Source organism: Streptomyces sp. NPDC049541, assembly GCF_044465725.1.
Taxonomy (GTDB): Bacteria; Actinomycetota; Actinomycetes; order Streptomycetales; family Streptomycetaceae; genus Streptomyces.
This window is the reverse complement of sequence record NZ_JBITLY010000003.1, coordinates 62,002-83,733: the sequence shown is the minus strand read 5'-3', so window position 1 is coordinate 83,733 and position 21,732 is coordinate 62,002. Positions and strand designations below refer to the sequence as shown.

The 21,732-nt window shown below is 71.2% G+C and carries 10 protein-coding genes, 2 tRNA genes, 1 other RNA gene and 3 pseudogenes; 8 read left to right on the top strand and 8 right to left on the bottom strand.

The annotated features are described in order from the left end of the window. Positions 1-77 precede the first annotated feature (77 nt). Both ACIBW9_RS12615 and ACIBW9_RS12610 read right to left on the bottom strand, forming a co-directional pair. Entirely contained in the window at positions 78-1,799 is a 1,722-nt protein-coding gene (locus ACIBW9_RS12615) for an RICIN domain-containing protein (RefSeq protein ID WP_398954117.1), read from the bottom strand. 240 nt (positions 1,800-2,039) lie between these two features. Further along, positions 2,040-2,241, bottom strand: a pseudogene (locus ACIBW9_RS12610) (ATP-binding protein); the annotation flags it as partial. A gap of 310 nt (positions 2,242-2,551) precedes the next feature. Between ACIBW9_RS12610 and ACIBW9_RS12605 the strand changes: the two are divergent. Continuing rightward, entirely contained in the window at positions 2,552-5,749 is a 3,198-nt protein-coding gene (locus tag ACIBW9_RS12605) for an FG-GAP repeat domain-containing protein (protein WP_398954115.1), read from the top strand. 267 nt (positions 5,750-6,016) lie between these two features. Here the strand turns inward: ACIBW9_RS12605 and ACIBW9_RS12600 are convergent, their stop codons facing one another. Further along, positions 6,017-7,438: an ATP-binding protein gene (locus tag ACIBW9_RS12600; protein WP_398955200.1), complete on the bottom strand. Its 1,422-nt coding sequence runs from the start codon at positions 7,436-7,438 to the stop codon at positions 6,017-6,019. A gap of 460 nt (positions 7,439-7,898) precedes the next feature. On the opposite strand from ACIBW9_RS12600, the pseudogene ACIBW9_RS12595 reads away from it, so the two are divergent. Continuing rightward, positions 7,899-8,377: pseudogene (locus ACIBW9_RS12595) on the top strand (tyrosine-type recombinase/integrase); the annotation flags it as partial. 79 nt (positions 8,378-8,456) lie between these two features. Here ACIBW9_RS12595 and ACIBW9_RS12590 read toward each other — a convergent pair. Further along, positions 8,457-8,544: transfer RNA gene (locus tag ACIBW9_RS12590), tRNA-Ser, on the bottom strand. 76 nt (positions 8,545-8,620) lie between these two features. On the opposite strand from ACIBW9_RS12590, the gene ffs reads away from it, so the two are divergent. Beyond that, positions 8,621-8,711: signal recognition particle sRNA small type (ffs, locus tag ACIBW9_RS12585), an RNA gene on the top strand. Between the two features lie 1,118 nt (positions 8,712-9,829). On the opposite strand, the pseudogene ACIBW9_RS12580 reads toward ffs, so the two are convergent. After that, positions 9,830-10,327: pseudogene (locus tag ACIBW9_RS12580) on the bottom strand (histidine phosphatase family protein); the annotation flags it as partial. Positions 10,328-10,533: 206 nt separating this feature from the next. On the opposite strand from ACIBW9_RS12580, the gene ACIBW9_RS12575 reads away from it, so the two are divergent. The 5 genes from ACIBW9_RS12575 (at position 10,534) to ACIBW9_RS12555 (ending at position 19,695) form a co-directional block, all read left to right on the top strand. Next, a complete protein-coding gene (locus ACIBW9_RS12575) occupies positions 10,534-12,783 on the top strand; it encodes a DNA polymerase III subunit gamma and tau (RefSeq protein WP_398954112.1) in 2,250 nt (749 codons plus the stop codon). Between the two features lie 768 nt (positions 12,784-13,551). Continuing rightward, the gene (gene purD, locus ACIBW9_RS12570; RefSeq protein WP_398954110.1) at positions 13,552-14,805 is read left to right on the top strand and encodes a phosphoribosylamine--glycine ligase; all 1,254 of its coding nucleotides are present in this window, start codon (positions 13,552-13,554) and stop codon (positions 14,803-14,805) included. 355 nt (positions 14,806-15,160) lie between these two features. Then, entirely contained in the window at positions 15,161-16,972 is a 1,812-nt protein-coding gene (locus ACIBW9_RS12565; RefSeq protein ID WP_398955198.1) for a hypothetical protein, read from the top strand. A gap of 212 nt (positions 16,973-17,184) precedes the next feature. After that, positions 17,185-18,687: a N,N-dimethylformamidase beta subunit family domain-containing protein gene (locus ACIBW9_RS12560; RefSeq protein ID WP_398954108.1), complete on the top strand. Its 1,503-nt coding sequence runs from the start codon at positions 17,185-17,187 to the stop codon at positions 18,685-18,687. 108 nt (positions 18,688-18,795) lie between these two features. After that, on the top strand, positions 18,796-19,695 hold the full coding sequence (locus tag ACIBW9_RS12555; protein WP_398954106.1) for a phosphoribosylaminoimidazolesuccinocarboxamide synthase: 900 nt from the start codon (positions 18,796-18,798) through the stop codon (positions 19,693-19,695). An 84-nt stretch (positions 19,696-19,779) separates the two neighbouring features. Here ACIBW9_RS12555 and ACIBW9_RS12550 read toward each other — a convergent pair. The 3 genes from ACIBW9_RS12550 to ACIBW9_RS12540 all read right to left on the bottom strand — a co-directional run bounded on the left by ACIBW9_RS12550 (position 19,780) and on the right by ACIBW9_RS12540 (position 21,725). Then, positions 19,780-19,855 (bottom strand) — tRNA-Gly (locus ACIBW9_RS12550). A 23-nt stretch (positions 19,856-19,878) separates the two neighbouring features. Beyond that, positions 19,879-20,493, bottom strand: coding sequence for a response regulator (locus ACIBW9_RS12545; RefSeq protein ID WP_398954104.1), 615 nt, complete (start codon positions 20,491-20,493; stop codon positions 19,879-19,881). Continuing rightward, on the bottom strand, positions 20,490-21,725 hold the full coding sequence (locus ACIBW9_RS12540) for a sensor histidine kinase (protein WP_398954102.1): 1,236 nt from the start codon (positions 21,723-21,725) through the stop codon (positions 20,490-20,492). The genes ACIBW9_RS12545 and ACIBW9_RS12540 overlap by 4 nt, the downstream gene beginning before the upstream one ends. Positions 21,726-21,732: the final 7 nt, after the last annotated feature.

The following is a 21,732-nucleotide window of genomic DNA, read 5'->3' as shown; positions in this document are numbered from 1 at the left end:
CGGGGTTTGTCCGGCAGCCCGGCGAAGATGACGAAGCGCCCCCATCGGGAGGATGGGGGCGCATTTCGTGCCTTCGCCTACTTGAGCGCTGTGCCACCTGAGTTGTGGTAGACGATGGTCTTGTTGATCAGGTTTCCGCCGTCGGACTCGACCGTGGTCTGTTCCTGCTGCCCGGGACCGAAGAACAGCCCCGCGACATGGGCGTTCGCGACCTGGTCCATGTGCGCGAAGAACCAGTCGACCTTGTCGTCCTTGTAATGGTTGAGGGTGTTGTTCTGCGCCATGTTGCCCACGGGGATCTGCCACAGGACCACCGGCTTGCCCACGGACTCGGCCATCGTCTTGTAGAACTGCAGCGCGGCGGCGGCCTTCTGGTCGTTCCAGAAGTGGTCACTCCCGCCGTGGGCCGGCTGTGCGTACCAGCCCGCATCACGGTCCGACACGTCGGTGACCAGGAAGTCGGCGTTCTTCGCCCCGAGGTTCGTGTAGTCCTTGACGCATGCCGGTGTGTTGGTCTGCCAGTCGAAGCAGGAAAGGTGCAGCCCCACGGCGGCGTTCGGCGCGTACTTGTGCCCCATCGAGATCATGCACTGGGCCAGACCGGTGGCGCTGTTCTCCTGCGATCCGCAGTCCGTCGGATTCGAGGCCTTGACCTGGGCGGCAACACGGTGCGGATCGCCGAGCGACCGGACGTAGCCCCAGAAGTCGGGTTCGAGGTCGATCGCGTCGTGCGAGGTGCCGATCTTCTGGAGGAAGAAGCGGTAGTCGTTCAGGTACCGGGTGAGCAGGTCGGTCCGGTTGATGGCCTTGACCTCGCCCGGACCGTCACCCTCGCCTGCCGCGTCCCCGAGGTCGCGCAACGAGTACCAGGTCCAGAGCATCTTCTGCGGACGCGCGCTGCCCTTGTACGTCGCCTGGGCCGCCACGCTGTCCCGCCAGGTCACGTAAGTGCCCGGCGCCGTGGTGCTGCCGTTCCAGCAGCCCCACCAGCCCGACCAGTCGTCGTGGCAGCGCGCCGCCGTGTAGTAGTCCGACGAGGGCGCGGGCTGGCTGTGCACATAGGCGTACCGCGCGTCGAACGGCGCGGCGGCCGCCGAGGCGTCGGACATCGAGCCGCCGATGAGCACTGTGCTGCTGCCCATGAAACGCTTCGTCGAGCTGCCGCCACCGGCCACGGGAGACGGCGTGGACGACGGGTGCGAACTGCTCGGAGCCTGGCTGCTGGGAGCGCTGCTGCTCGGCGCGGTGGGCGTACCGGTGCTGCCGACGCTTCCGGCCGGGACGAGTTTCCACTGCTGATCGGCGCCGCCCCGGTCTCGGTTCTGGACGACACCGCTCCCGTTGGCCTTGGCGGCGTTGCGGACATCGACAGCCATGCCGCTGAAGCGATTGACCAAACGCACGTAGCCGTCCGGCGATCCGGCCAGTTCGAACTGCTGGTTGGTGCCGTTCAGGTCTTTCCACTGCACGAGGGCGGAGCCGGCGGTCTTCGACCAGCCGAGGTCGTCCAGCACCTTGCCGGAGTTCCGGTTCTGCAGCCGGTAGTACCCGTCACCCGCGTCGATGAACCGCCACTGCTGGTTGGGGCCGCCATGACGGCTCCACTGCACCACCGCCGCGCCGTCGTTCTTGGCGGAGCCGCGGTCGTCCAGCACCTTGCCGCTGTTGCGGTTGACCAGCACGTACCACTTCTTCAGATCCAGGGTCTTCTGCTGCGCCGAAGCCTGGCTGACCACGACAGCCGAGCCGGCCACGACCACCGTGGCGAGACCCGCCCACAGACCCCGACGCGCGAGCAACCGACGGCCACGATGCTTCGGGCGACCACCGCGGGCGCCGCCGTCGGTACCGGACGCGACCGATGACGAGGGTGGACTGGGGACATGTCTGCGCTGTCTTTCAAGGGACACGCCTGTGCTCTCTTTCAACCGTGGCATCTGACCGGACCACTTGGCCGGACGACACTGAGTGGCCACGGAGGCCGCAAAGGTTGCCGCGAAGAGCCACAGATTTTTCCGCCCCTCCTGGGAACCAGGGGTTCAGGGAGGCCGGAACAAACAGACGCCGCTACGGGAGACGGCCACGAGCGGTACCGGCTCGTCGGTGATCGCTGCCCGGTGCTTCACCGGCTGTCGGTCGGCGCCCACCAAGTCGACTTCGACGCCCTTGCTGCGGGTCCAGTACCCCCCCGATCGCCGGGGGTGCGGGCAGGAGCCCGTCCCGCAGGAGGCGGGCGACGGAAGGCCATCCACCCCAGCCGCGCTGAAAAACGGCACGCCAGTGCAACCGGCCCACGGCGAAGAAGGTTCGTGCCCCAGCTCGAACGGGCTACAGCATTGAACGCCAACAGTCGTCCACCGCCCCGCCGGGGTGTCGTCGGGTTGTCTGATCGTGACCCGACAGGGCGTATGGGGACTTCGTTGATCGGCTAACGTCTACCGAACAAGTGTCCGGCAAGATCCACCGCGGCCACCAGGGGGACGCGGCAGCGCGTCCGGCCAGGGCGGGGGCGCCGCGCGGCGGCAGCTCATCACATCAATGAGGGGGAGGCGTGGGGGCATTGACCCGGACGTCGACTGAACCACTGCACAGAGGCCGTCGCCGCAGAGGTGGCGCGGGCCTCGGGGTCGGTGCGGCCGCCACGATTCTGGCGGTCGCGGGAACGGCCATTCCGCTCGCCGTGGCCGCGCCGCCCGCGTGGGCCGCTCAGGCGGCGACCGCGGCGGACTCGTCCCAGGAGGTCGTGATCCCGCCCGCCGATCGGGCCACTCCCCGCGTGGACACCCCGCTGGCGGCGGGCAGCACCGGTTTCCTGCACCAGCAGGAGGGCCGTGACGGCTACACCTGGACCGACTTCGCGAGCGGCACCTCGACGCAGGTGCCCGGCCTGCAGACCCTGCCGGCGAACGCGCTCGTACGCCCCGTCGGGTCCGGCGGAGACCTGCTCGCCGTCTCACCGAGCCCGGCCCGGGGCACCACCTGGTACACCCTGCTCGATCCGCACACCGGTGAGCGCCGGGAGGCGCAGCTCCCGGCCGGCTACACGTTCCGGGGGACCGTCGCGGGCAAGGTGCTGGCGCTGGAGTCCGCGACCAGCACCACCAGCTCCGCCGGTGTGCTCCTCGACACCGGCACCGATCCCGCGCAACCGCTGCACATCACCGGCCTGCCCGCCGGGGCTCAGCTGAGCAGCCTCTCCCTGCAGGAGGGCGCCTCGGACGACCGCGGTGCGGTGATCTCGTTCCGGCAGGACGGCGCGTACCGCTACGGCCTGCTGGACCCCGGGACCGCCGTGATCACCCCTCTCCCGGAGGCGATGAGCGGCCAGGGCCTGCGCATCCTGCTGAGCGCCGACCGCATCGCCTGGTGGGGACACGGCTTCACCGGACTGCGCTGGCTGCCCCGCGGTGATGTGTCCTCCGGGACGCAGGAGTTCCCGCTGCCCGCCGACGCGGCCCCCGTGGCCCTCCTCGGCGGCACCCTCCTGACCTCGGGCCCTGACACCACCTCGGGCACCACGCTCGGCCGGCGGCTGACGTCCCGGCCGCTCGACGGCGGGGAGCCGAGCACCGCACTCGACCACATCGCGCTCGTGTCGGACTACCCACCGCAGACGGCGGACGGGAGCGCCCTGCTCGTCGGCGGCTCCGGCACCGGCGACTGGGCGGTGCACCGCTTCGCCGCCGGCTCCGAAGGGCCGCCGGCGCACGAGGTGGTCCAACCGCTGCCCCCGGTGATCGCCAAGGTCCTGGGGCTGAATCTGTACCGGGGCACCCTCAACCGGGTGGACAGCATGGACGGCAAGCTCTCCCTCTACCAGCAGGACGTCGGTACCGGGCCGGTCCCCGTCGCGGGAGCGGCCAAGCCCCTGCCCGCGGGCATGCCCTCTTCCGCCGTGCGCTGTGCGACGGGTGAGGACTGCGTGCGGACCGTCGAGGGCAACTGGTACGGACTGTCCTTCCTGTCCGAGACAGCAGGGCGGACCTACCTGGAGACCCGCGTGGACGCCTACACGTCGCACATGCAGATCCCGTTGCCCGGCAGCGGCGGCGAGGTAAGGGATGCGTCCTCCTCGTACGTGGTGGTGGACGGCGGGTCTCCGAGAACCCAGTATCTGATCGACCCGGGCCACGAAAAGGTCGTACGCAGCCGCCCGGTGCAGGCCGCGGCGCTCTGGTACTCCACCCTGTGGAGCGCGACCTCCAGCAGCCCGGGCACGCTGACCGCGGAGCGGCTGACCGAGGGCGCGGCCACTCCCGGCAAACCTGTCCGTACCGTGCGGACCGGTGCCGCCTGCGTGCCCACCGAACTGCAGGCGACAGCGCGTTGGCTCTACTGGTCCTGCGGTGCCGACAAGCAGGCCGGTGTGTACGACCTGACGAACAACCGCGGCTTCGCCGTGCCGTCGGGCCCCGCCATGCTCGGTGACGGCTACGTGGTCCGGCACGACCGGGACGCGGGCGAGCTCAAGCTGACGGACTTCCACACCGGCAGCCCGCTCGCGGAGCGCTCCATAGCCGCCCTCCCGGCCGGAACGCTCGCGGACGACCGCAGGATCACGTGGACCGTGGACAAGTACGGCGGCCACATCGCGTACGTGGACGCCGATCGCCGCGTGCATGTGAGCGCGGACGGGGTACCGGACTCCGCTCCGGTGATAGGGGAGGCGTACACCAACGGGAGCGTCGCGCCGAGGACCACTTCGTCCATCTACTCCACCTGGACGGCCTCGTTGCTACTGAGCCGCCCCGTGGACTCCTGGGAACTGGACATCGCCCAGAAGACGACCGGGCGCCGGGTGGCTGTGGTGCGCGGTGGGGCCGAACGCGGTCTCGACGGCATCTCGGCCTCGTGGAACGGCCGGGAGCCGAACGGTGCTCCCGCCCCGAGCGGTCTCTACACCTGGCAGCTGACCGCGAGGTTCAACGGTGGAACCACGCCGGTGCGGGTGGGAAGCGGCGGCCTGGACGTGATGTGCGGCGCCCTGCCGACCCATGTCTACGACTGCGACGGGTTTCCGGACATGGTGTCGGTCCGGAAGGACGGTCGGACCGACACATGGGAGGGGCACCCCAAGGGGTACTTCTACAACCGCAGCTACACCGCGGACTGGCCGACCTCCTCCACTCTGGTGCCGGTCGGCGACCTCAACGGCGACGGGTTCGCGGACATGCTGGTCCGCAACTCCGCCGGGGAACTGCGTGCGTACTGGGGCTTCGGGCAGGTGTACTTCGCCCGGGGAACCAACAAGTCCACTGTCATCGGCAACGGTTGGAACACGTACAACGTGCTGACGTCGTCCGGGGACCTCAACCGTGACGGCCGGTCCGACCTGCTGGCCCGTGACCGGTCCGGAGCCCTGTGGTTCTACGCCGGCACCGGCAAGGGCACGTTCAAGGCCCGGGTGCGCATCGCCACCGGGCTGTCCGGTTACACGGCGCTGGTGGGCGCGGGCGACCTCAATGGCGACGGAACCGGAGACCTTCTCGGCCGTGACAGGGCCGGGAACCTCTATCGCTGGTACGGCAACGGTAAGGGCGGCTTCGGGGGGCGTGTGAAGATCGCCTCGGGCTTCAACGCCTACAACGCCCTGGTCGGCGTCGGCGACCTGACTCAGGACGGACGCAACGACCTCCTCACCCGCGACACCGCGGGCAACCTGTACCGCTGGGCGGGCAACGGCAAGGGCGGCTTCGGCGCACGCGTGAAGATCGGCAGCGGCTGGGGCGTCTACAAGGCGCTGTACTGACGGTCCGGAACACCAACCTCCAGGCCTGCACCTCCACACGGGAGCCGCAGGCCTGAGGAGAACGACCGCGATGCTGCGCCCCGCGGGGTGCGGCGAATGCCAGAGGGGTGCCCCCTCGTGTCCAGGGCACCCCCTGGCGAGCGCCTTCGCCTGCAGAACGTGGGGTCCTAGGACTTGCCGTGCGGCCAGGACTGGCGCCACAACCTCGGCCGGCACACGGGACGGCAACCGCAACCAACCAGAACTCAACCAGAGATCAGTTCCTGCTCACACCCTGCGCCAAGCGGTGAGCAGTTCCTCGGGGCCGTAGGCCGCCTGAAGGCCGGAACAACCGACCCCGCTGCGGGAGACCGCCACGAGCGGTACCGGCTCGTCGGTGACTGCTGCCCGGTGCTTCTGCAGCGCGGCAAGGTCGTGGCTGTCGAACGGGGAGTTCTCCAGCCACTTGACCGAGCCCAGAAAGAGCAACTGCTTGGCCACCGGCTGTCGGTCGGCGCCCACCAAGTCGATCTCGACGTCGTTGCTGCGGGTCCAGTACCCGCCGATCGCCGGGGCCGCGGGCAGGAGCCCGTCCGGCAGGAGGCGGGCTAGGGATTCCCGGACCAGGGGCTCGATCGCGCGGCCGCGCCAGCTCGTCCACCGCTCCTTGATCCGGCTCAGTGTGAGATCTCCCCGCATCCGCTCGATCTCTGCCATGTGCGGATCCAGAAACGCGAGCCAGAACCGCAGGTAGGGGTCGGCCACGCGGTAACGGCGTTCCTTCGACGGCCGCAGCGAGAGTGGCAGTTCGGCGGCCACGACCCGCTTCTCGGTCAGGACGTCGGTGGCTCGGGTGAGAGTGGTGTGGGCGATGCCGCCGGCCGCGCGCGCGATGTTGGTGAAGGTTCGCTCCCCGGATCCGATGGCCCGCAGAACCTCCCTGCTCATCGCCTGCGGTGGGAACTCCGCGGCCAGAGAGCGCTCGGCTGAGACCAGCAGCGCCGAGATCGGGTTGTCCAGCGAGTCGCGGAGAAACTCCCAGACATCCGCTCCGGCCCGCCACTCGGCGCAGATCAGGGGGAGACCCCCCGTGATCAGAGCGGCGTCGAACGTGGCGGCCGGTGACAGGCCGAGCATCTCGCCGATGTCAGCAGGATTCAGCGGTCCCACGATCATTTCCCGGCCCCGCTGGTGGAAGGGGCGGTCGTAGCTGTTCAGTGCCTCCATCATCGACAGATCGGATCCGACCAGGAGGAGGAGCACGGGCTTGCGGCTGAGCAGCCGGTCCCATGCCCGCTGAAGCATGCCCTCAAAGGCGTCGATGCAGTCCATGAGATACGGAACCTCGTCGATGACGACGACGCTGGGGGTGTCGTCGGGCAGGATCTCCGCAAGGAGCCTGAATGCGGCGTTCCACTGATCGGGGGTCTCCTCCGCGAACAGTCTCCGCTCCGGCAGAGTTGACCTGGCAACGGTGTCGAGCAGCTCCGACAACTCGTCCTCTGCCGTGCCGCCCGCCGCAGTGAAAAAGAGGTAAGGCGTCTCGGTCCGTCGGAGGAACTCCTCGACGAGGCTGGACTTGCCTACCCGCCGTCTTCCCCGCATGAGGACGCACTGCCCCGGCTTCGCCGAGCCGACGGCTTCCTGAACCGTCTCCAAAGCGTTGCCGAGCATGCGCAGCTCAGGGTCCCTCCCGATGAAGCGACGCATCTTCACCCTCCCACTGGAGACAGTATCGATGGAGATACTATCTCTGTCGATAGTATCTACCCTCGCATGGGTGTGACGCTCGTGACGCTGTGGATGCGGGAGAGAGTGAAAACGCGCTCGGCGTTCCGCAGGTGGCACCAGGCTTCGAGATACGGCGGGTCGAGCATGAGGCGGCTGAGGGTGCGCACGGGCCGGCTTCCCGAGGCGGCGATGTATTCGTTCGCCGCCTTGATCCGGTCGCAGCGCCTTGGTGCCCGGCGGCTTGATGCCCAGTGCCGCCAGCATGCCGCGCAGCTCGTCGGAGGTGGCGCCGGCGAGCAGTTGCTCCAGCGGAGCATCCAGTCTCAAAGGCGCGTCCCATGCCTGCCGCAGCGGTCCAGCCATGCGCAGCTTCCCCGCGCCGTCCGGCCAGACCAGAGCGTGATCGGCCCACGCGGGCGCCCTGTGGCGGCGAGACGATCCGTGCGGCCGGAAGGCCGGCTACTGCCCTCGGAAGCAGCAGACCCGCCGCGAGCACAAGTCCCGCGCCGGGCGTCGCACGATCGGCCTGCCCGACCCGCTGATCAAGCTTCTCCGCCATCACCAGGAGGTGCAGGAGAAGGAGCGGATCGCGCCGGTGCCGACTGGGAGGACAAGGGATATGTCTTCGCCTCCCCAACCGGTGGGCCCCTCAGCCCGAACACCGACTTCCACATCTGGAAGCGGCTCCTCAAAAACGCGGGCGTACGAGACGGCCGTCTCCATGACGCTCGCCACACCGCCGCGACCGTCCTCCTCATCCTCGGTGTCCCGGACGTCGTGGTCGACGCGATCACGGGTTGGGAGCCTGGGGGAGCGGCCCGGATGCGCGCCCGCTACATGCACGTCACTGGAACGCTGCTGCGGAAAGTCGCCCAGCAAGTCGGCGATGCCCTCTGGGAGCCGCCGAAGACCAACTGAGACGGAAACTGAGACGGACAACGTCGAAGGGCCCCACCGCGAACGGTGGGGCCCTTCGACATCGTGCCCGGTGAGGCACTGGCGGAGGATACGAGATTCGAACTCGTGAGGGGTTGCCCCCAACACGCTTTCCAAGCGTGCGCCCTAGGCCTCTAGGCGAATCCTCCGCCGGAAACATTACATGACGTCGGAGGGTGCTAGCGAACTCGTTCGGGCGTCCGGCGATCGGGTAAGGTGGGGCTCAGCCCCTCACGCGGCGCTATCTGACTGAACTCCCCCAGGGCCGGAAGGCAGCAAGGGTAGGTCGGCTCTGGCGGGTGCGTGGGGGGTCTTGCCGTTCCCGGGGGACAGATCGCGGCGGTGGGCGCGGAGGAAGGTCCGCTCGTCGACGTAGACCGCGAGGAAGAAGACGAGCGCGACGCCCAGGCCGATGACCGAGGGATGGCGGCCGGTCGTGGGGGCGAGGACCGCGGTCATGGCGAGCCACAGGAAGACGTTGGGCGTGTTCTGCGTGATGAACATGTCGCGGCCGAGGCCGGGGCCGTGCGGGCGCAGCCGGAGGAAGAGCGCCGTGAGCATCCGGAGGGCCGTCAGGGCCGCGGCGGTGACGGCGGTCGTCAGCAGCAGGCGGGTGACGAGCGCTGGCGTGAGGCCCGTCGGCGGAGTCAGCGCGAACGTGGCCAGGCCCGCCAGGGGGATCAGGGCGAGGCCGCCCAGCCAGTTCCAGTTGGTGCTCAGGGCGCCCGCGCGGATCGGGTCGCGCCGGCGCAGCGCCTGGGCGCACGCGCCGGGCAGGACGAGGGCGGCGAGCAGTATGGCCGCATAGGTGAGCAGCGCCGGTTCGAGAGTGGTGAGCGTATGGGCCTGCGCCACGTCCCCCGGCAGCACGGCCGGGAGCGCCAGCCCCGCCAGCAGCAGCACCGGGAGGGCCAGAGAGGCGGCCACCGTGTGGCGTACGGCGAAGAAGTAGTCGCCTCCCCAGAGCAGGGAGAGAGTGGGTACGACCAGGGCCGGGGGGAGCAGGAGGAAGAGTCCGGCGAGTTGCAGGGGCAGGGAGTGGCCCGCCCAGAGCAGGACCAGGCCCAGGGCCAGGCGGGGCAGGAGCAGGGGCCAGGCCGCTTGGAGGCTTGCGAGCGGGCGGCGGAGGGTGCGTGGGTTGACGCGCAGCATGGCGAAGAAGGAACCGACCGAGAGCAGCGCCGTCAGCGTCACCGTGAACACCCAGGCGGGCACCTGTACACCCAGGGCGAGCTGGGCGACCGTTCCCGCCAGGGCCGCCGCGGCGACCAGCAGCGGGAGGCGGATCTCGACGATCTCGCCGAGGTCGTTCAGCAGGCCGGCCGCCGCCGGAGCCGCGACCGCGCGGCGCAGGTCCTCCTCGGCGAGCGGGCGGGCGTTGGGGATCTTGAAGTCGCGGTAGGACTCGGGGCGGGCGCCCGCGACGATCAGCGCGAACATCTCCACGATGTACTTGTGGGCGACGACCAGGACGGTACGGCCCGCGCGGGAGGCGGGCAGGAGCACCTCGTCGTAGTACGCGGCCACGCGCGCGTACATCTCGCTCCATCCCTCGCCAGCGGGTGGCCGTCCGGTCGGGGAGTGGAACGCCTCGGTGTAGCCGGCGAAGCCGATGGTCTTCTTCACCAGGCTCTTGTTGCGGCCGCTGTAGACACCGAAGTCGCGCTCTATGAGGGCCTCGTCGACCGTGACCCGGTCAGGGGGCTCGGGCAGCCGGTCGGTGATCGTCCGGGCGGTCTCCTGGGCGCGGCGGAGGGTGGATGTGTGCACTTCGTCGATGTGTAAGCCGCCGGCCGCGAGGGCGGCGACCCGGTCGGCCGCCTGTTCGGCCTGGCGGAGGCCTAACGCGGTGAGCGGGGCGTCCAGCCGTCCGGCGAACCGGTTCTGCTCGTTCGCCTGGGACTCGCCATGGCGAATGAAGTAGAGGGGCATGAGTGTCCTTGCGAGGTGTGGGGGGTGTGGGGGGAGGGGTGGCAGGGGCACTGTGCGTTTTCTGTTGTACTTGAGCATTCAACATAATCATGAGAGGTGTTCGGTTTCTGTGAAACGGCGGTCAAAAGACGGTTGTGTTTCGTTCGGCGCCCGTCTCGGCATCCGGGCGGCCCGCGTTGTCAGTGGGCGCCTATAACCTCGTATGCGTGTCGTCTCTCGCGCTGTACCGCCGCTATCGCCCGGAGTCGTTCGCCGAGGTCATCGGGCAGGAGCATGTAACCGACCCGCTGCAGCAGGCGCTGCGCAACAACCGGGTCAATCACGCGTACCTGTTCAGCGGGCCGCGCGGCTGTGGCAAGACGACGAGCGCACGCATCCTGGCCCGCTGCCTGAACTGCGAACAGGGACCCACGCCCACGCCCTGCGGGGAGTGCCAGTCCTGTCGCGACCTGGCGCGCAACGGGCCGGGCTCCATCGACGTCATCGAGATCGACGCCGCTTCGCACGGCGGTGTGGACGACGCGCGTGAACTACGTGAGAAGGCCTTCTTCGGGCCCGCCGCCAGCCGGTACAAGATCTACATCATCGACGAGGCCCACATGGTCACGTCGGCTGGTTTCAACGCGCTGCTGAAGGTCGTCGAGGAGCCCCCGGAGCACCTCAAGTTCATCTTCGCCACCACCGAGCCCGAGAAGGTCATCGGGACGATCCGCTCGCGGACGCACCACTACCCGTTCCGTCTCGTGCCGCCGGGGACGCTGCGCGAGTACCTCGGCGAGGTGTGCGGCAAGGAGAACATCCCGGTCGAGGACGGCGTGCTGCCCCTGGTCGTCCGGGCCGGTCAGGGCTCCGTGCGTGACTCCATGTCCGTCATGGACCAGCTGCTCGCGGGCGCCGGGGCGGACGGTGTGACGTATGCCATGGCCACCTCGCTGCTCGGCTACACCGAAGGCTCGCTCCTCGACTCCGTCGTCGAGGCCTTCGCGACCGGTGACGGGGCCGCCGCCTTCGAGGTCGTCGACCGCATCATCGAGGGCGGCAACGACCCGCGCCGCTTCGTTGCCGACCTGCTGGAGCGCCTGCGCGACCTGGTGATCCTCGCCGCCGTGCCGGACGCCGCGGAGAAGGGGCTCATCGACGCCCCGGCCGATGTCGTCGAGCGCATGCAGGCCCAGGCGGGCACCTTCGGCGCCGCCGAGCTCAGCCGCGCCGCCGACCTGGTCAACGAGGGCCTGACCGAGATGCGCGGCGCCAACTCGCCCCGCCTCCAGCTCGAGCTGATCTGCGCGCGCGTGCTGCTGCCGGCCGCGTACGGGGACGAGCGTTCGGTGATGGCCCGCCTCGACCGGATCGAGCGGGGCGTGAACTTCTCCGCGGGCGGCGGTGCACCGGCCATGGGGTACGCGCCGGGACCCGAAGCACACGGGGGACCGGTGCCCGGGGCCGTCGGCGGTCCGGCCGGCGGCCCGGTTCCGCCGGGCGGCGGCCCCGCTGCGGCTCGCGCCGCGGTACGGAACTCGGGAGCGCCAACGACAGGCATGCCGGCCGCCGGTGCGGGCACAGCCGCGCCGGTCGGCCCGGCGGCACCCGCAGCCCCCGCACCCCCGCCCACCGCCGCAGAACCTGCCGCCCCGGCAGCCTCACCGCCGCCCCCTGCCCCCACCCCGGCCCCGACCCCCGCCTCCGCCCCCGGAGCCTGGCCCACCGCGGCCCCGGCGGGCGGCGGCCGACGCCCCGGCGGCTGGCCCACGGCAACCCCGGCGGGCGCCGGCCGGCCCCCGGCCACCCCCAGCGCGCCGGCCGCTTCCGCACCCCCGCCCACGCCCGCCCCACAGACGGCGGCACCCGCCCCCGCCTCCTCCTACGCGCCCCCGAGCGGCGGCCCCGACCCCCGCATGCTCTGGCCGAACATCCTGGAGGCCGTCAAGAACCGCCGACGCTTCACCTGGATCCTGCTCAGCCAGAACGCCCAGGTGGCCGGCTTCGACGGCACGACCCTCCAGCTCGGCTTCGTCAACGCGGGCGCCCGCGACAACTTCGCGAGCAGCGGCAGCGAGGACGTACTGCGCCAGGCGCTGTCCGAGCAGTTCAACGTGCAGTGGAAGATCGAGGCGATCGTCGACCCGTCCGGCGGCTCGGCCCCGCCGCCCGCGCCTTCCAACGGTTCCTACGGCGGAGGCGGCTACGGCGGCACCGGCACCGGCGCGCCCCCACAGAGCCCGGCGACCCCGCCGCCCCCCGCTTCCCCCGCCCCCGCATCACCGTCGCCGGCGGCCCAGACGACCCCCGCACCCGCCCCCCAGCCCCGGGCCCCGGAACCCCCGCCCCCGGTCTCCCCCGAGGACGACATCCCCGAGGACGACGACCCCGACCTCAACGAATCGGCCCTCTCCGGCCACGAACTGATCGTGCGCGAGCTGGGGGCCACGGTCGTGGAGGAGTTCACGAACGAGTAAGCCGTTCTTCCGGGCGCAGCCTGCTCTTTCGGGCGGAGTTCTTCCGGGAGGGCCCGTTCTTCCGGCACGGCCTGTTCCTCCGGGCGCGGCTTGTTTCTTCCGGGTGGGGGTTCCTCCAGGAAGCCGGTTCGTCCGGGCGGCAGTCCTTCCGGGAGGGCGTGTTCCTCCGGGCGGGAGTCCTTCCGGGACGGCCTGTTCTTCCGGGCGCGGCTTGTTTCTTCCGGGTGGGGGTTCCTCCAGGAAGCCGGTTCGTCCGGGCGGGAGTCCTTCCGGGATGGCCCGTTCTTCCGGGAGGGCGTGTTCGTCCGGGCGGCAGTCGTTCCAGGAAGCCGGTTCGTCCGGGCGGCAGTCCTTCCGGGAGGGCGTGTTCCTCCGGGCGGGAGTCCTTCCGGGACGGCCTGTTCTTCCGGGCGCGGCTTGTTTCTTCCGGGTGGGGGTTCCTCCAGGAAGCCGGTTCGTCCGGTCGGGAGCCCTTCCGGGGCGGCCTGTTCTTCCGGGCGGGAGTTCTTCCACTAAGCCGGTTCGTCCGGTCGGGAGTCCTTCCGGTACGGCCCGTTCTTCCGGGCGCGCGGTTCTGGCCGCCGGTCACGGCACTTCAGCCCGTCCGGCGTGTGAGGACGAGGGCGGTCAGGCCGAAAAGCGGGGGTCTGGGGGCAGCAGCCCCCAGCTCCGGCACCCCCACCACCCGGCGCGGCTTGGAGGAACGTACAGCTCGCCGTCCCCCTCCCGCTCAGCACCCCGCACAAAACCCCCGTTAGGCTGACCCCCGTGAAGGTCCTCGTCATCGGTACCGGCGCCCGCGAACACGCCCTGTGCCGCTCCCTGTCCCTCGACCCCGACGTCACCGCGCTGCACTGCGCCCCCGGCAACGCCGGCATCGCCGAGGTCGCCGAGCTGCACCAGGTCGACGCCCTGGACGGCAAGGCCGTCGCCGCGCTGGCCACCGAACTCGGCGCCGACCTCGTGGTCGTGGGCCCGGAGGCACCCCTCGTCGCCGGGGTCGCCGACGCCGTGCGCGAGGCGGGCATCCCGGTCTTCGGCCCCTCCCGGGAGGCGGCGCAGCTCGAGGGCTCCAAGGCCTTCGCGAAGGACGTCATGGCGGGAGCAGGCGTGCCCACCGCACGCTCGTACGTCTGTACGACCCCGCAGGAGGTCGACGAGGCACTCGACGCCTTCGGTGCGCCGTACGTCGTCAAGGACGACGGCCTCGCCGCCGGCAAGGGCGTCGTCGTCACCGGCGACATCGAGGCGGCGAGGGCCCACGCCAACTCCTGCGAGCGTGTGGTCATCGAGGAGTTCCTGGACGGCCCCGAGGTCTCCCTCTTCGCCATCACCGACGGCGAGACGGTCGTCCCGCTGCAGCCCGCCCAGGACTTCAAGCGCGCGCTCGACGGCGACGAGGGCCCGAACACCGGCGGCATGGGCGCGTACTCGCCGCTGCCGTGGGCCGACCCGAAGCTGGTCGAGGAGGTCCTGCAGACCGTCCTGCAGCCGACCGTCGACGAGATGCGCCGCCGCGGCATCCCCTTCTCCGGTCTCCTCTACGCCGGTCTCGCGATCACCTCGCGGGGCGTCCGGGTCATCGAGTTCAACGCCCGCTTCGGCGACCCCGAGACCCAGGTGGTGCTGGCCCGTCTGAAGACCCCGCTGGCCGGCGTCCTGCTCGCCGCCGCGAACGGCACCCTCCAGGACCTGCCGCCGCTGCGCTGGAGCGAGGACGCCGCCGTCACCGTGGTCGTCGCCTCGCACAACTACCCCGGCACCCCCCGCACCGGCGACCCGATCACCGGCCTCGACGAGGTGGCCGCCCAGGACGCCCCGCACGCGTACGTCCTGCATGCGGGCACCAAGCAGGACGGCGACGCGACCGTCAGTGCCGGCGGCCGCGTCCTGTCCGTCACGGCGACCGGCAAGGACCTCACCGAGGCCCGCGACCGCGCGTACCGGGCCGTCTCCCGCATCCACCTCGACGGCTCCCAGCACCGCACGGACATCGCGGCGAAGGCGGCGCAGAACGCCTGATCCACCGCGGAGTCCACACCCGCGGACCAACCCATCGGGCCCCGAATCCGTCTAAGGATTCGGGGCCCGACGCGTACGCGGCGCGGCTCCGGATCGGGTGCGGGACCAGAGGCCTGATCCTCGCTTTCCGTCATCCACCTCTCCCCAAAGCCATTCCATCGAGTGACCGAGACCCCATCCGGCTGACGTGGACCGGGGCCCCAACTAGGGTGCGGCGCAAGCGGTCCGGCACTTGGCCCACCGGCATTGCGATGTCAGTGGCGGGTGCCACAGTGGGGGAGTGAGCAACGCCAGGACAGCCGCGCAGCCAGGACAGCTGGGGAGGGGGTGAGGACCGGCCGTGACCGGTACCGGTATGGGTGTGGAAGCGGGCGCGCAGGCAGCGCGCGCGAGGGCCCTCGCCGTGCTGCGCATCCGCAGCAGGGCGCTGGCCGTGGCGGTGCTGCCCGCGGCGGTCGCCGTGATCCTGCTGGCCGGCGGTTCCACGGACCACCTGGTGGGCCCCTTCTGGCATGCCGCCCGCTGGGTCGTGACCCCCCTCGCCGTCCTCGTCCTGCTCGCCGCGGGCGCCATCGCCCTGGTCGTCGCCCGCGCCCGCCCGGCCGTCAGCCCGACGGTTCCGATCGCCGAGGAGTCCGCCCCGGACCTGTACCGGATGGTGCGCGACCTCGCCGACCGGCTGGATGTCCCCGCACCCTCGGCGATAGCGCTCACCCCGGACTGCGACAGCTGGCTGGAGGACCGCACCCACCCGGCGCACGGCCCGCCCCCCGCGGCGGACCGGGACGAGATAGCGGGCATGCGGGGCGCCCACCGGCGCACGGCCGCCGCACCGGTCCTGGTCATCGGCTCCCCCTTCCTGTGGTGGATGCGCGTGGGCGAACTGCGCGCGGTCCTCGCTCCGGTCGTCGCCGGTACGGGGCCCTCCGCCCACCCGGACATAGCAGCGGCCCGCCGCTTCGTACGGGGCCTGGACGCGGCGGTGGCCGTCGGCTCCACGCCCGGCCGCTGCCCGCTGACCCGCGGGGTGTGCGCGAGCATCGGCTGGGTGGCCCGCCTGCTGCTGCGCAGCTGCCGGGAGCATGCGGCGCAGATGGAGCGAGGCGTGGCGGCAGCGGCCTCCGAGCGTGCACAGGCTGTGGACTACGGCCTCAGGATCGTGGCCCAGGAACAGGTGGGCCTGGCCTACGCGGGCTGGGACCGCCTGCTGACCCGGGTCGCGCTGCCCGCCTGGCGGATGGGCCGCTGGCCGTCCCGACTGGACGCGGGAGTGGTGGCGGCCCTCACGGAACTCTCGCGTCGCGACCGTCTGGCCGAGGGCTTCGCCTCCCGTCTCGGTGAGCGACCCGCCTGCGACCTGCTGGAAGAGCCGGGCGCGGTGGACGGGGCGGCCTCACTCCTCGCCGCCCGCCTCTTCCACGGCGGCCCCGCCGAGTCCGGCCCGGACTGGGCGCCGGTCGACTGGGACGAGTACCCGGAGGAGGTCGTGGACCGCAAATGGCGCACCGACGCGGCCCGCCTCCACCGGGTCCTCGACACCCTGGGCGTCAGCCACACCCCCGACCCCGGTGCCCCGCCTGCCGACGGCCCCACCCTCTCCAGAATCCTCGACCACTTGTCGAGCCCACATCTCCCCCGGAAAGACCCGGCAGTCGCCAACGGCGAGAACCACCCACAGGGGCCACCCGCACCCGACGACGAAAGCAGCACAGGTGGTGCGGGTGGGAACACCCAGGCCGAAGGCGAAGCCGAGGCCGAAGAACTCGAGCCGGAAAACGAACGCACGGCCAGCCTCGCCGCCGGCCTCACGGCCGAACTGGCCCGCGAGGAAGCCACGGCCGCCACCCCCGCGGAGCGAACCGTCCCCGACGCCGCCTTCTGGGACGAAGCCACGCTCCCGCTCTTCCCGCTCCAACCACCGAGGACGGCACGCGAGTTGCTCGCGGACCACGTCACCGCGATGGTCTGCTGCGCCGCCATGGACACCGCGGGCGCCACCCCCGGCCTCGACTGGCTCGACGGCCCGTCCCTCCTCATCAAGGGCGAACGGGCCACGGATCTGACCCCCCGCGTCCTCAGCCTCGTCGAGGACGGCGACCCGGCCCCCTTGCGGGCCTGGCTTCTCGAATCCGGCATACGCGCCGAGAAGCCCGTCCGGCTTGTGTAACGGTCAACGTTCCGGAACCTCGCATTCCACTTTCGGCCAATTCGCAACGAATAGTGACCACATGGGTGCGCAATGTGATGTGCTGGGACCGATCGAGCACATGGCAAGGGCTTGTGGCACAAGCCAGGCACGCCAGGGCCACAAGCCAGGCACGCCAGACCATGCGACAGGCACACCACGCGACCGCGGGGGATCGAGGGAGGGGAGCGACCATGGGGCAGGAGCAGATCCGCCGCTGGGAATCCGGGGCGCTGGCGCATGCCGTGACCGATCCCTTCGGCCAGGGCCCGCTGCCCTGGCTCCGCGGCAGCGAGACCTACTTCGACGACACGGGCCAGGTGGTCCCCTGGTATGTGGACGCCCCCCAGCAGTCGTCGTCGGGCGACTCCCCGGGCGCCCCCCGCGTCCCGGCCCCGCGAGCCGCCGGCGGCCCCCGCTCCGCGGACGACGTCCACCGCCAGATCAAGGGCTTCATCTCCACCGGAGCGGTCGCCCCGGGCGAGGCCGTCGACTTCCACATCACGGTCGACCCGCCCCAGGAGTTCAGCGTCGACATCTACCGCATCGGCCACTACGGCGGTGACGGCGCCGCCAAGATCACCACGAGCCCCCGCCTCTCCGGCATCGTCCAGCCCCCGCCGCTGGCCGCGGACCGCACGGTCTCCTGCCACCACTGGTGGCTCTCCTGGCGTCTGCAGATCCCGAGCTACTGGAGCATCGGCGCCTATGTCGCCGTACTCACCACCGTCGACGGCTACCGCTCCCACATCCCCTTCACGGTCCGCGACAAGCACCCCGCGGACCTGCTCCTGCTGCTGCCGGACGTCACCTGGCAGGCGTACAACCTCTACCCGGAGGACGGCCGCACGGGCGCGAGCCTCTACCACGCCTGGGACGAACAGGGCCGGCTACTGGGCGAGTCCGACGCGGCGACCACGGTCTCCTTCGACCGCCCGTACGCCGGAGCGGGCCTCCCCCTGCACGTCGGCCACGCCTACGACTTCATCCGCTGGGCCGAGCGCTACGGCTACGACCTCGCCTACGCCGACGCCCGCGACCTGCACGCAGGGCACGTGGACCCCACCCGCTACCGCGGCCTGGTCTTCCCGGGCCACGACGAGTACTGGTCGGCCGGCATGCGCCGCACCGTCGAACTCGCCCGCGAGCACGGCACGTCCCTGGTCTTCCTCTCCGCCAACACCATGTACTGGCAGGTGGAGTTGGGGCCGTCCCCGTCCGGCGTCCCCGACCGCCTGCTGACCTGCCGCAAGCGCAAAGGCCCCGGCCGACCCGTCCTGTGGCGCGAGATCGACCGCCCCGAGCAGCAACTGGTCGGCATCCAGTACGCGGGCCGGGTCCCCGAGCCCCACCCCCTGATCGTCCGCAACGCCGACCACTGGCTGTGGGAGGCGACCGGCGCCCACGAGGGCGAGGAGATCGAAGGCCTGGTCGCGGGCGAGGCGGACCGCTACTTCCCGCGCACCCCGCTGCCCGAGCACGAGGAGCGGATCCTGCTCGCCCACTCCCCCTACACCGACTCCGAGGGCGCCCTCCGCCACCAGGAGACCTCCCTCTACCGAGCCCCCTCCGGCGCCCTCGTCTTCGCGTCCGGGACCTTCGCCTGGTCACCGGCCCTGGACCGTCCGGGCCACGTCGACACACGCGTCCAGCGCGCCACGGCCAACCTCCTGGACCGCATCTGTAAACGTGACTGAACTCACGTAAGCCCACGTCACCGCCCCTTTCGAGCCCACCCCACTCCAAAGGCGACCCCCGGCATACGGGAGAATCGACCCCATTGGACAGAACCACGGGGAGGAACCGTGTCCGGATTCGTAGAAAAGCCCGAGCCGATCCAGGTTCCGGGCCTGGTTCATCTCCACACCGGCAAGGTGCGCGAGCTGTACCAGAACGAGGCCGGCGACCTCGTGATGGTCGCCAGCGACCGCATCTCCGCCTTCGACTGGGTGCTGCCGACCGAGATCCCCGACAAGGGCCGCGTCCTCACCCAGCTGTCCCTGTGGTGGTTCGACCAGATCGCCGATCTGATCCCCAACCACGTGATCGGCACCGACCTGCCCGCCGGCGCCCCCGCCGACTGGGCCGGCCGCACGCTCGTCTGCACGTCGCTGCAGATGGTCCCGGTGGAGGCCGTCGCCCGCGGCTACCTCACCGGCTCGGGCCTGCTCGAGTACAACGAGTCCCGCACGGTCTGCGGTCTCGCCCTCCCCGAGGGCCTGGTCGACGGCAGCGAGCTCCCCGCGCCGATCTTCACCCCGGCCACCAAGGCCGAGGTCGGCGAGCACGACGAGAACGTCTCCTACGAGGAGGTCGCCCGCCAGGTCGGCGCGGACACCGCCGCCCGACTGCGCCAGGCCACCCTCGCCGTCTACGGCCGGGGCCGGGACATCGCCCGGGACCGCGGCATCATCCTCGCGGACACCAAGTTCGAGTTCGGCTTCGACGGCGAGACGCTGGTCCTGGCGGACGAGATCCTCACCCCGGACTCCTCCCGCTTCTGGCCGGCCGACCAGTGGCAGCCGGGCCGCGCCCAGCCGTCGTACGACAAGCAGTTCGTGCGCGACTGGCTGACCTCGCCGGAGTCCGGCTGGGACCGCAGGAGCGAGCAGCCCCCGCCGCCGCTGCCGCAGCAGGTCGTGGACGCCACCCGGGCGAAGTACATCGAGGCGTACGAGCGCCTGACGGGCACGAGCTGGAGCTGACCGTACGAGATGGCCCCCGGCGCGGAACCGGGGGCCGGACAGGGCGTACGACAAAGGCCCCGGTCGATGACCGGGGCCTTGATCTGGAGCGGACGACGAGGCTCGAACTCGCGACCTCAACCTTGGCAAGGTTGCGCTCTACCAACTGAGCTACGTCCGCAGTGCGCCGTGGCGCGGAGCCAACTATACCCAACCCCGCTCCCGCGCGAGCCGCACCGCCGTATGACGGTTCTCCGCTCCGAGCTTGGAGACGGCCGACGACAGGTAGTTCCGAACGGTTCCCTGGGACAGCGCGGCCCGCTCGGCGATCTCCGCGACGGGCGCCCCGTCGGCGGCGAGTTCCAGCACCTCGGCCTCCCGCGCGGTCAGCGGCGAGTCCCCGGAGGCGATCGCATCGGCGGCCAACTCGGGGTCGACGTAACGGTTCCCGGCGTGCACGGTCCGGATGATCTCCGCGAGCCGCTGCGCACTGACCGTCTTCGGAACGAAGCCCCGCACACCCGCCGCGAGCGCCCGCTTCAGATGCCCGGGCCGTCCGTGGCTGGTGACGATCAGCACCTGGCAGCCGGGCAGTTCCGAGCGCAGGGATGTGGCGACCTTCACACCGTCGGTGCCCGGCATCTGGAGATCGAGCACGGCCACGTCGGGCTCGTGCGCCCGCGCCATCGCCAGCGCCTCGGGACCGGACGCGGCCTCGGCCACCACCACGAGGTCGTCCTCCAGGGCGAGCAGCGCGGCGAGCGCCCCCCGGATCAGATGCTCGTCGTCGGCGAGCAGCAGCCGTACGACGGCGGTCATGCCACGACCCCTTCCACACTCAGCGGCACCTCGGCCGTCACCCTGAACACATCCGCCCCGACCAGGCCCGCCTGGAGCGTCCCGCCCACCGCCGACAGCCGCTCCCGCAGCCCTGCCAGTCCGGACCCGCCGCCACCGGCCGGCTCCGAGGCCCCGTCGTTCTCCACGGTCAGCACCACACAGCCCTCGTCGGCCTTCAGCGCTATGTCACAGCGCGCCGCGTCCCCGTGGCGCAGCACGTTGGTGGTCGCCTCCCGCACCACCCACCCGAGCACCGACTGGACCCCGGCCTTCAGTCCACCGGCCTCCCCGCTCACCTCGCAGCGGATCCCGGCCGCGGTCAACACGCCCTGCGCGCCCGCGAGTTCGACCCCGAGGTCGGCCCCCCGATACCCCCGTACGACATCCCGCACCTCCCGCTGCGACTCCTGTGCGATCCGCTGCACCTCGATCATCTGCTCCACCGCCTCGGCCCGCCCGCGCCGCGCCAGCTGCACGGCCAGCTCGCTCTTCAGGGCGATCACGGCGAGATTCCGTCCCATCACGTCGTGCAGATCCCGCCCGAACCGGAGCCGTTCCTCGGCGACGGCGAGGCGGGCCTCGACCTCCCGGGCCCGCTCCGCCTCCCACAGCACGGACAGGGTCCAGGCGCCGCAGCGGCTGGCGAGCAGGGAGACGGCCACCCCGAAACCGGTCAGTACGCCGATCGTGACGATCCCGGCGGGATCCGGATAGGCCCAGGCGAAGGCGGCCATGAGCACCACGGCGAGCACGGCGGACCGGCGCAGGAACACCCGCATGGACACGACCAGCCCGTACAGCAGCCCGAAGGGCATCAGCGCGGCACCGATGACCAGCCTGATCGTCACCGCGTCGGCTCCGCCCAACGCGGCAAGGGCCAAGGTCAGGGCGAGTGCGAGGCTCAGCAGGACGGCGGCGGGGCGCAGGGCGCGGGCCGGGAGTTCGGCGCGGCCCAGGTAGTGGTCGAGCACGGGCCGGGTGAGCCGGTTGGCCTCCACGCACTGCAGGGCGCTCACCAGGAGGAGCAGTCCCGCGACGGCCGTCGGCGCGGGCCGCCGCTCGAGCCCGCCCACCAGCGGCAGTGCCAGCCAGGACAGGGCGAAGACCCAGGTCGTGACGTACCAGGTCGCCAGGGTCTGCAGCTCGACCCGCTCGGCCTTGCTCCGCTCCCGCCAGTGACGCCGCTGCCACCCCCGTATCAGCCCGAACACCGTTCCC

Coding starts and splice junctions, on each gene's coding strand:
- ACIBW9_RS12545 (WP_398954104.1), bottom strand. CDS start 20,493: ATGACCGCCGTCGTACGGCTGCTGCTCGCCGACGACGAGCATCTGATC.
- ACIBW9_RS12565 (WP_398955198.1), top strand. CDS start 15,161: ATGGGTGTGGAAGCGGGCGCGCAGGCAGCGCGCGCGAGGGCCCTCGCC.
- ACIBW9_RS12600 (WP_398955200.1), bottom strand. CDS start 7,438: ATGCGTCGCTTCATCGGGAGGGACCCTGAGCTGCGCATGCTCGGCAAC.
- ACIBW9_RS12560 (WP_398954108.1), top strand. CDS start 17,185: ATGGGGCAGGAGCAGATCCGCCGCTGGGAATCCGGGGCGCTGGCGCAT.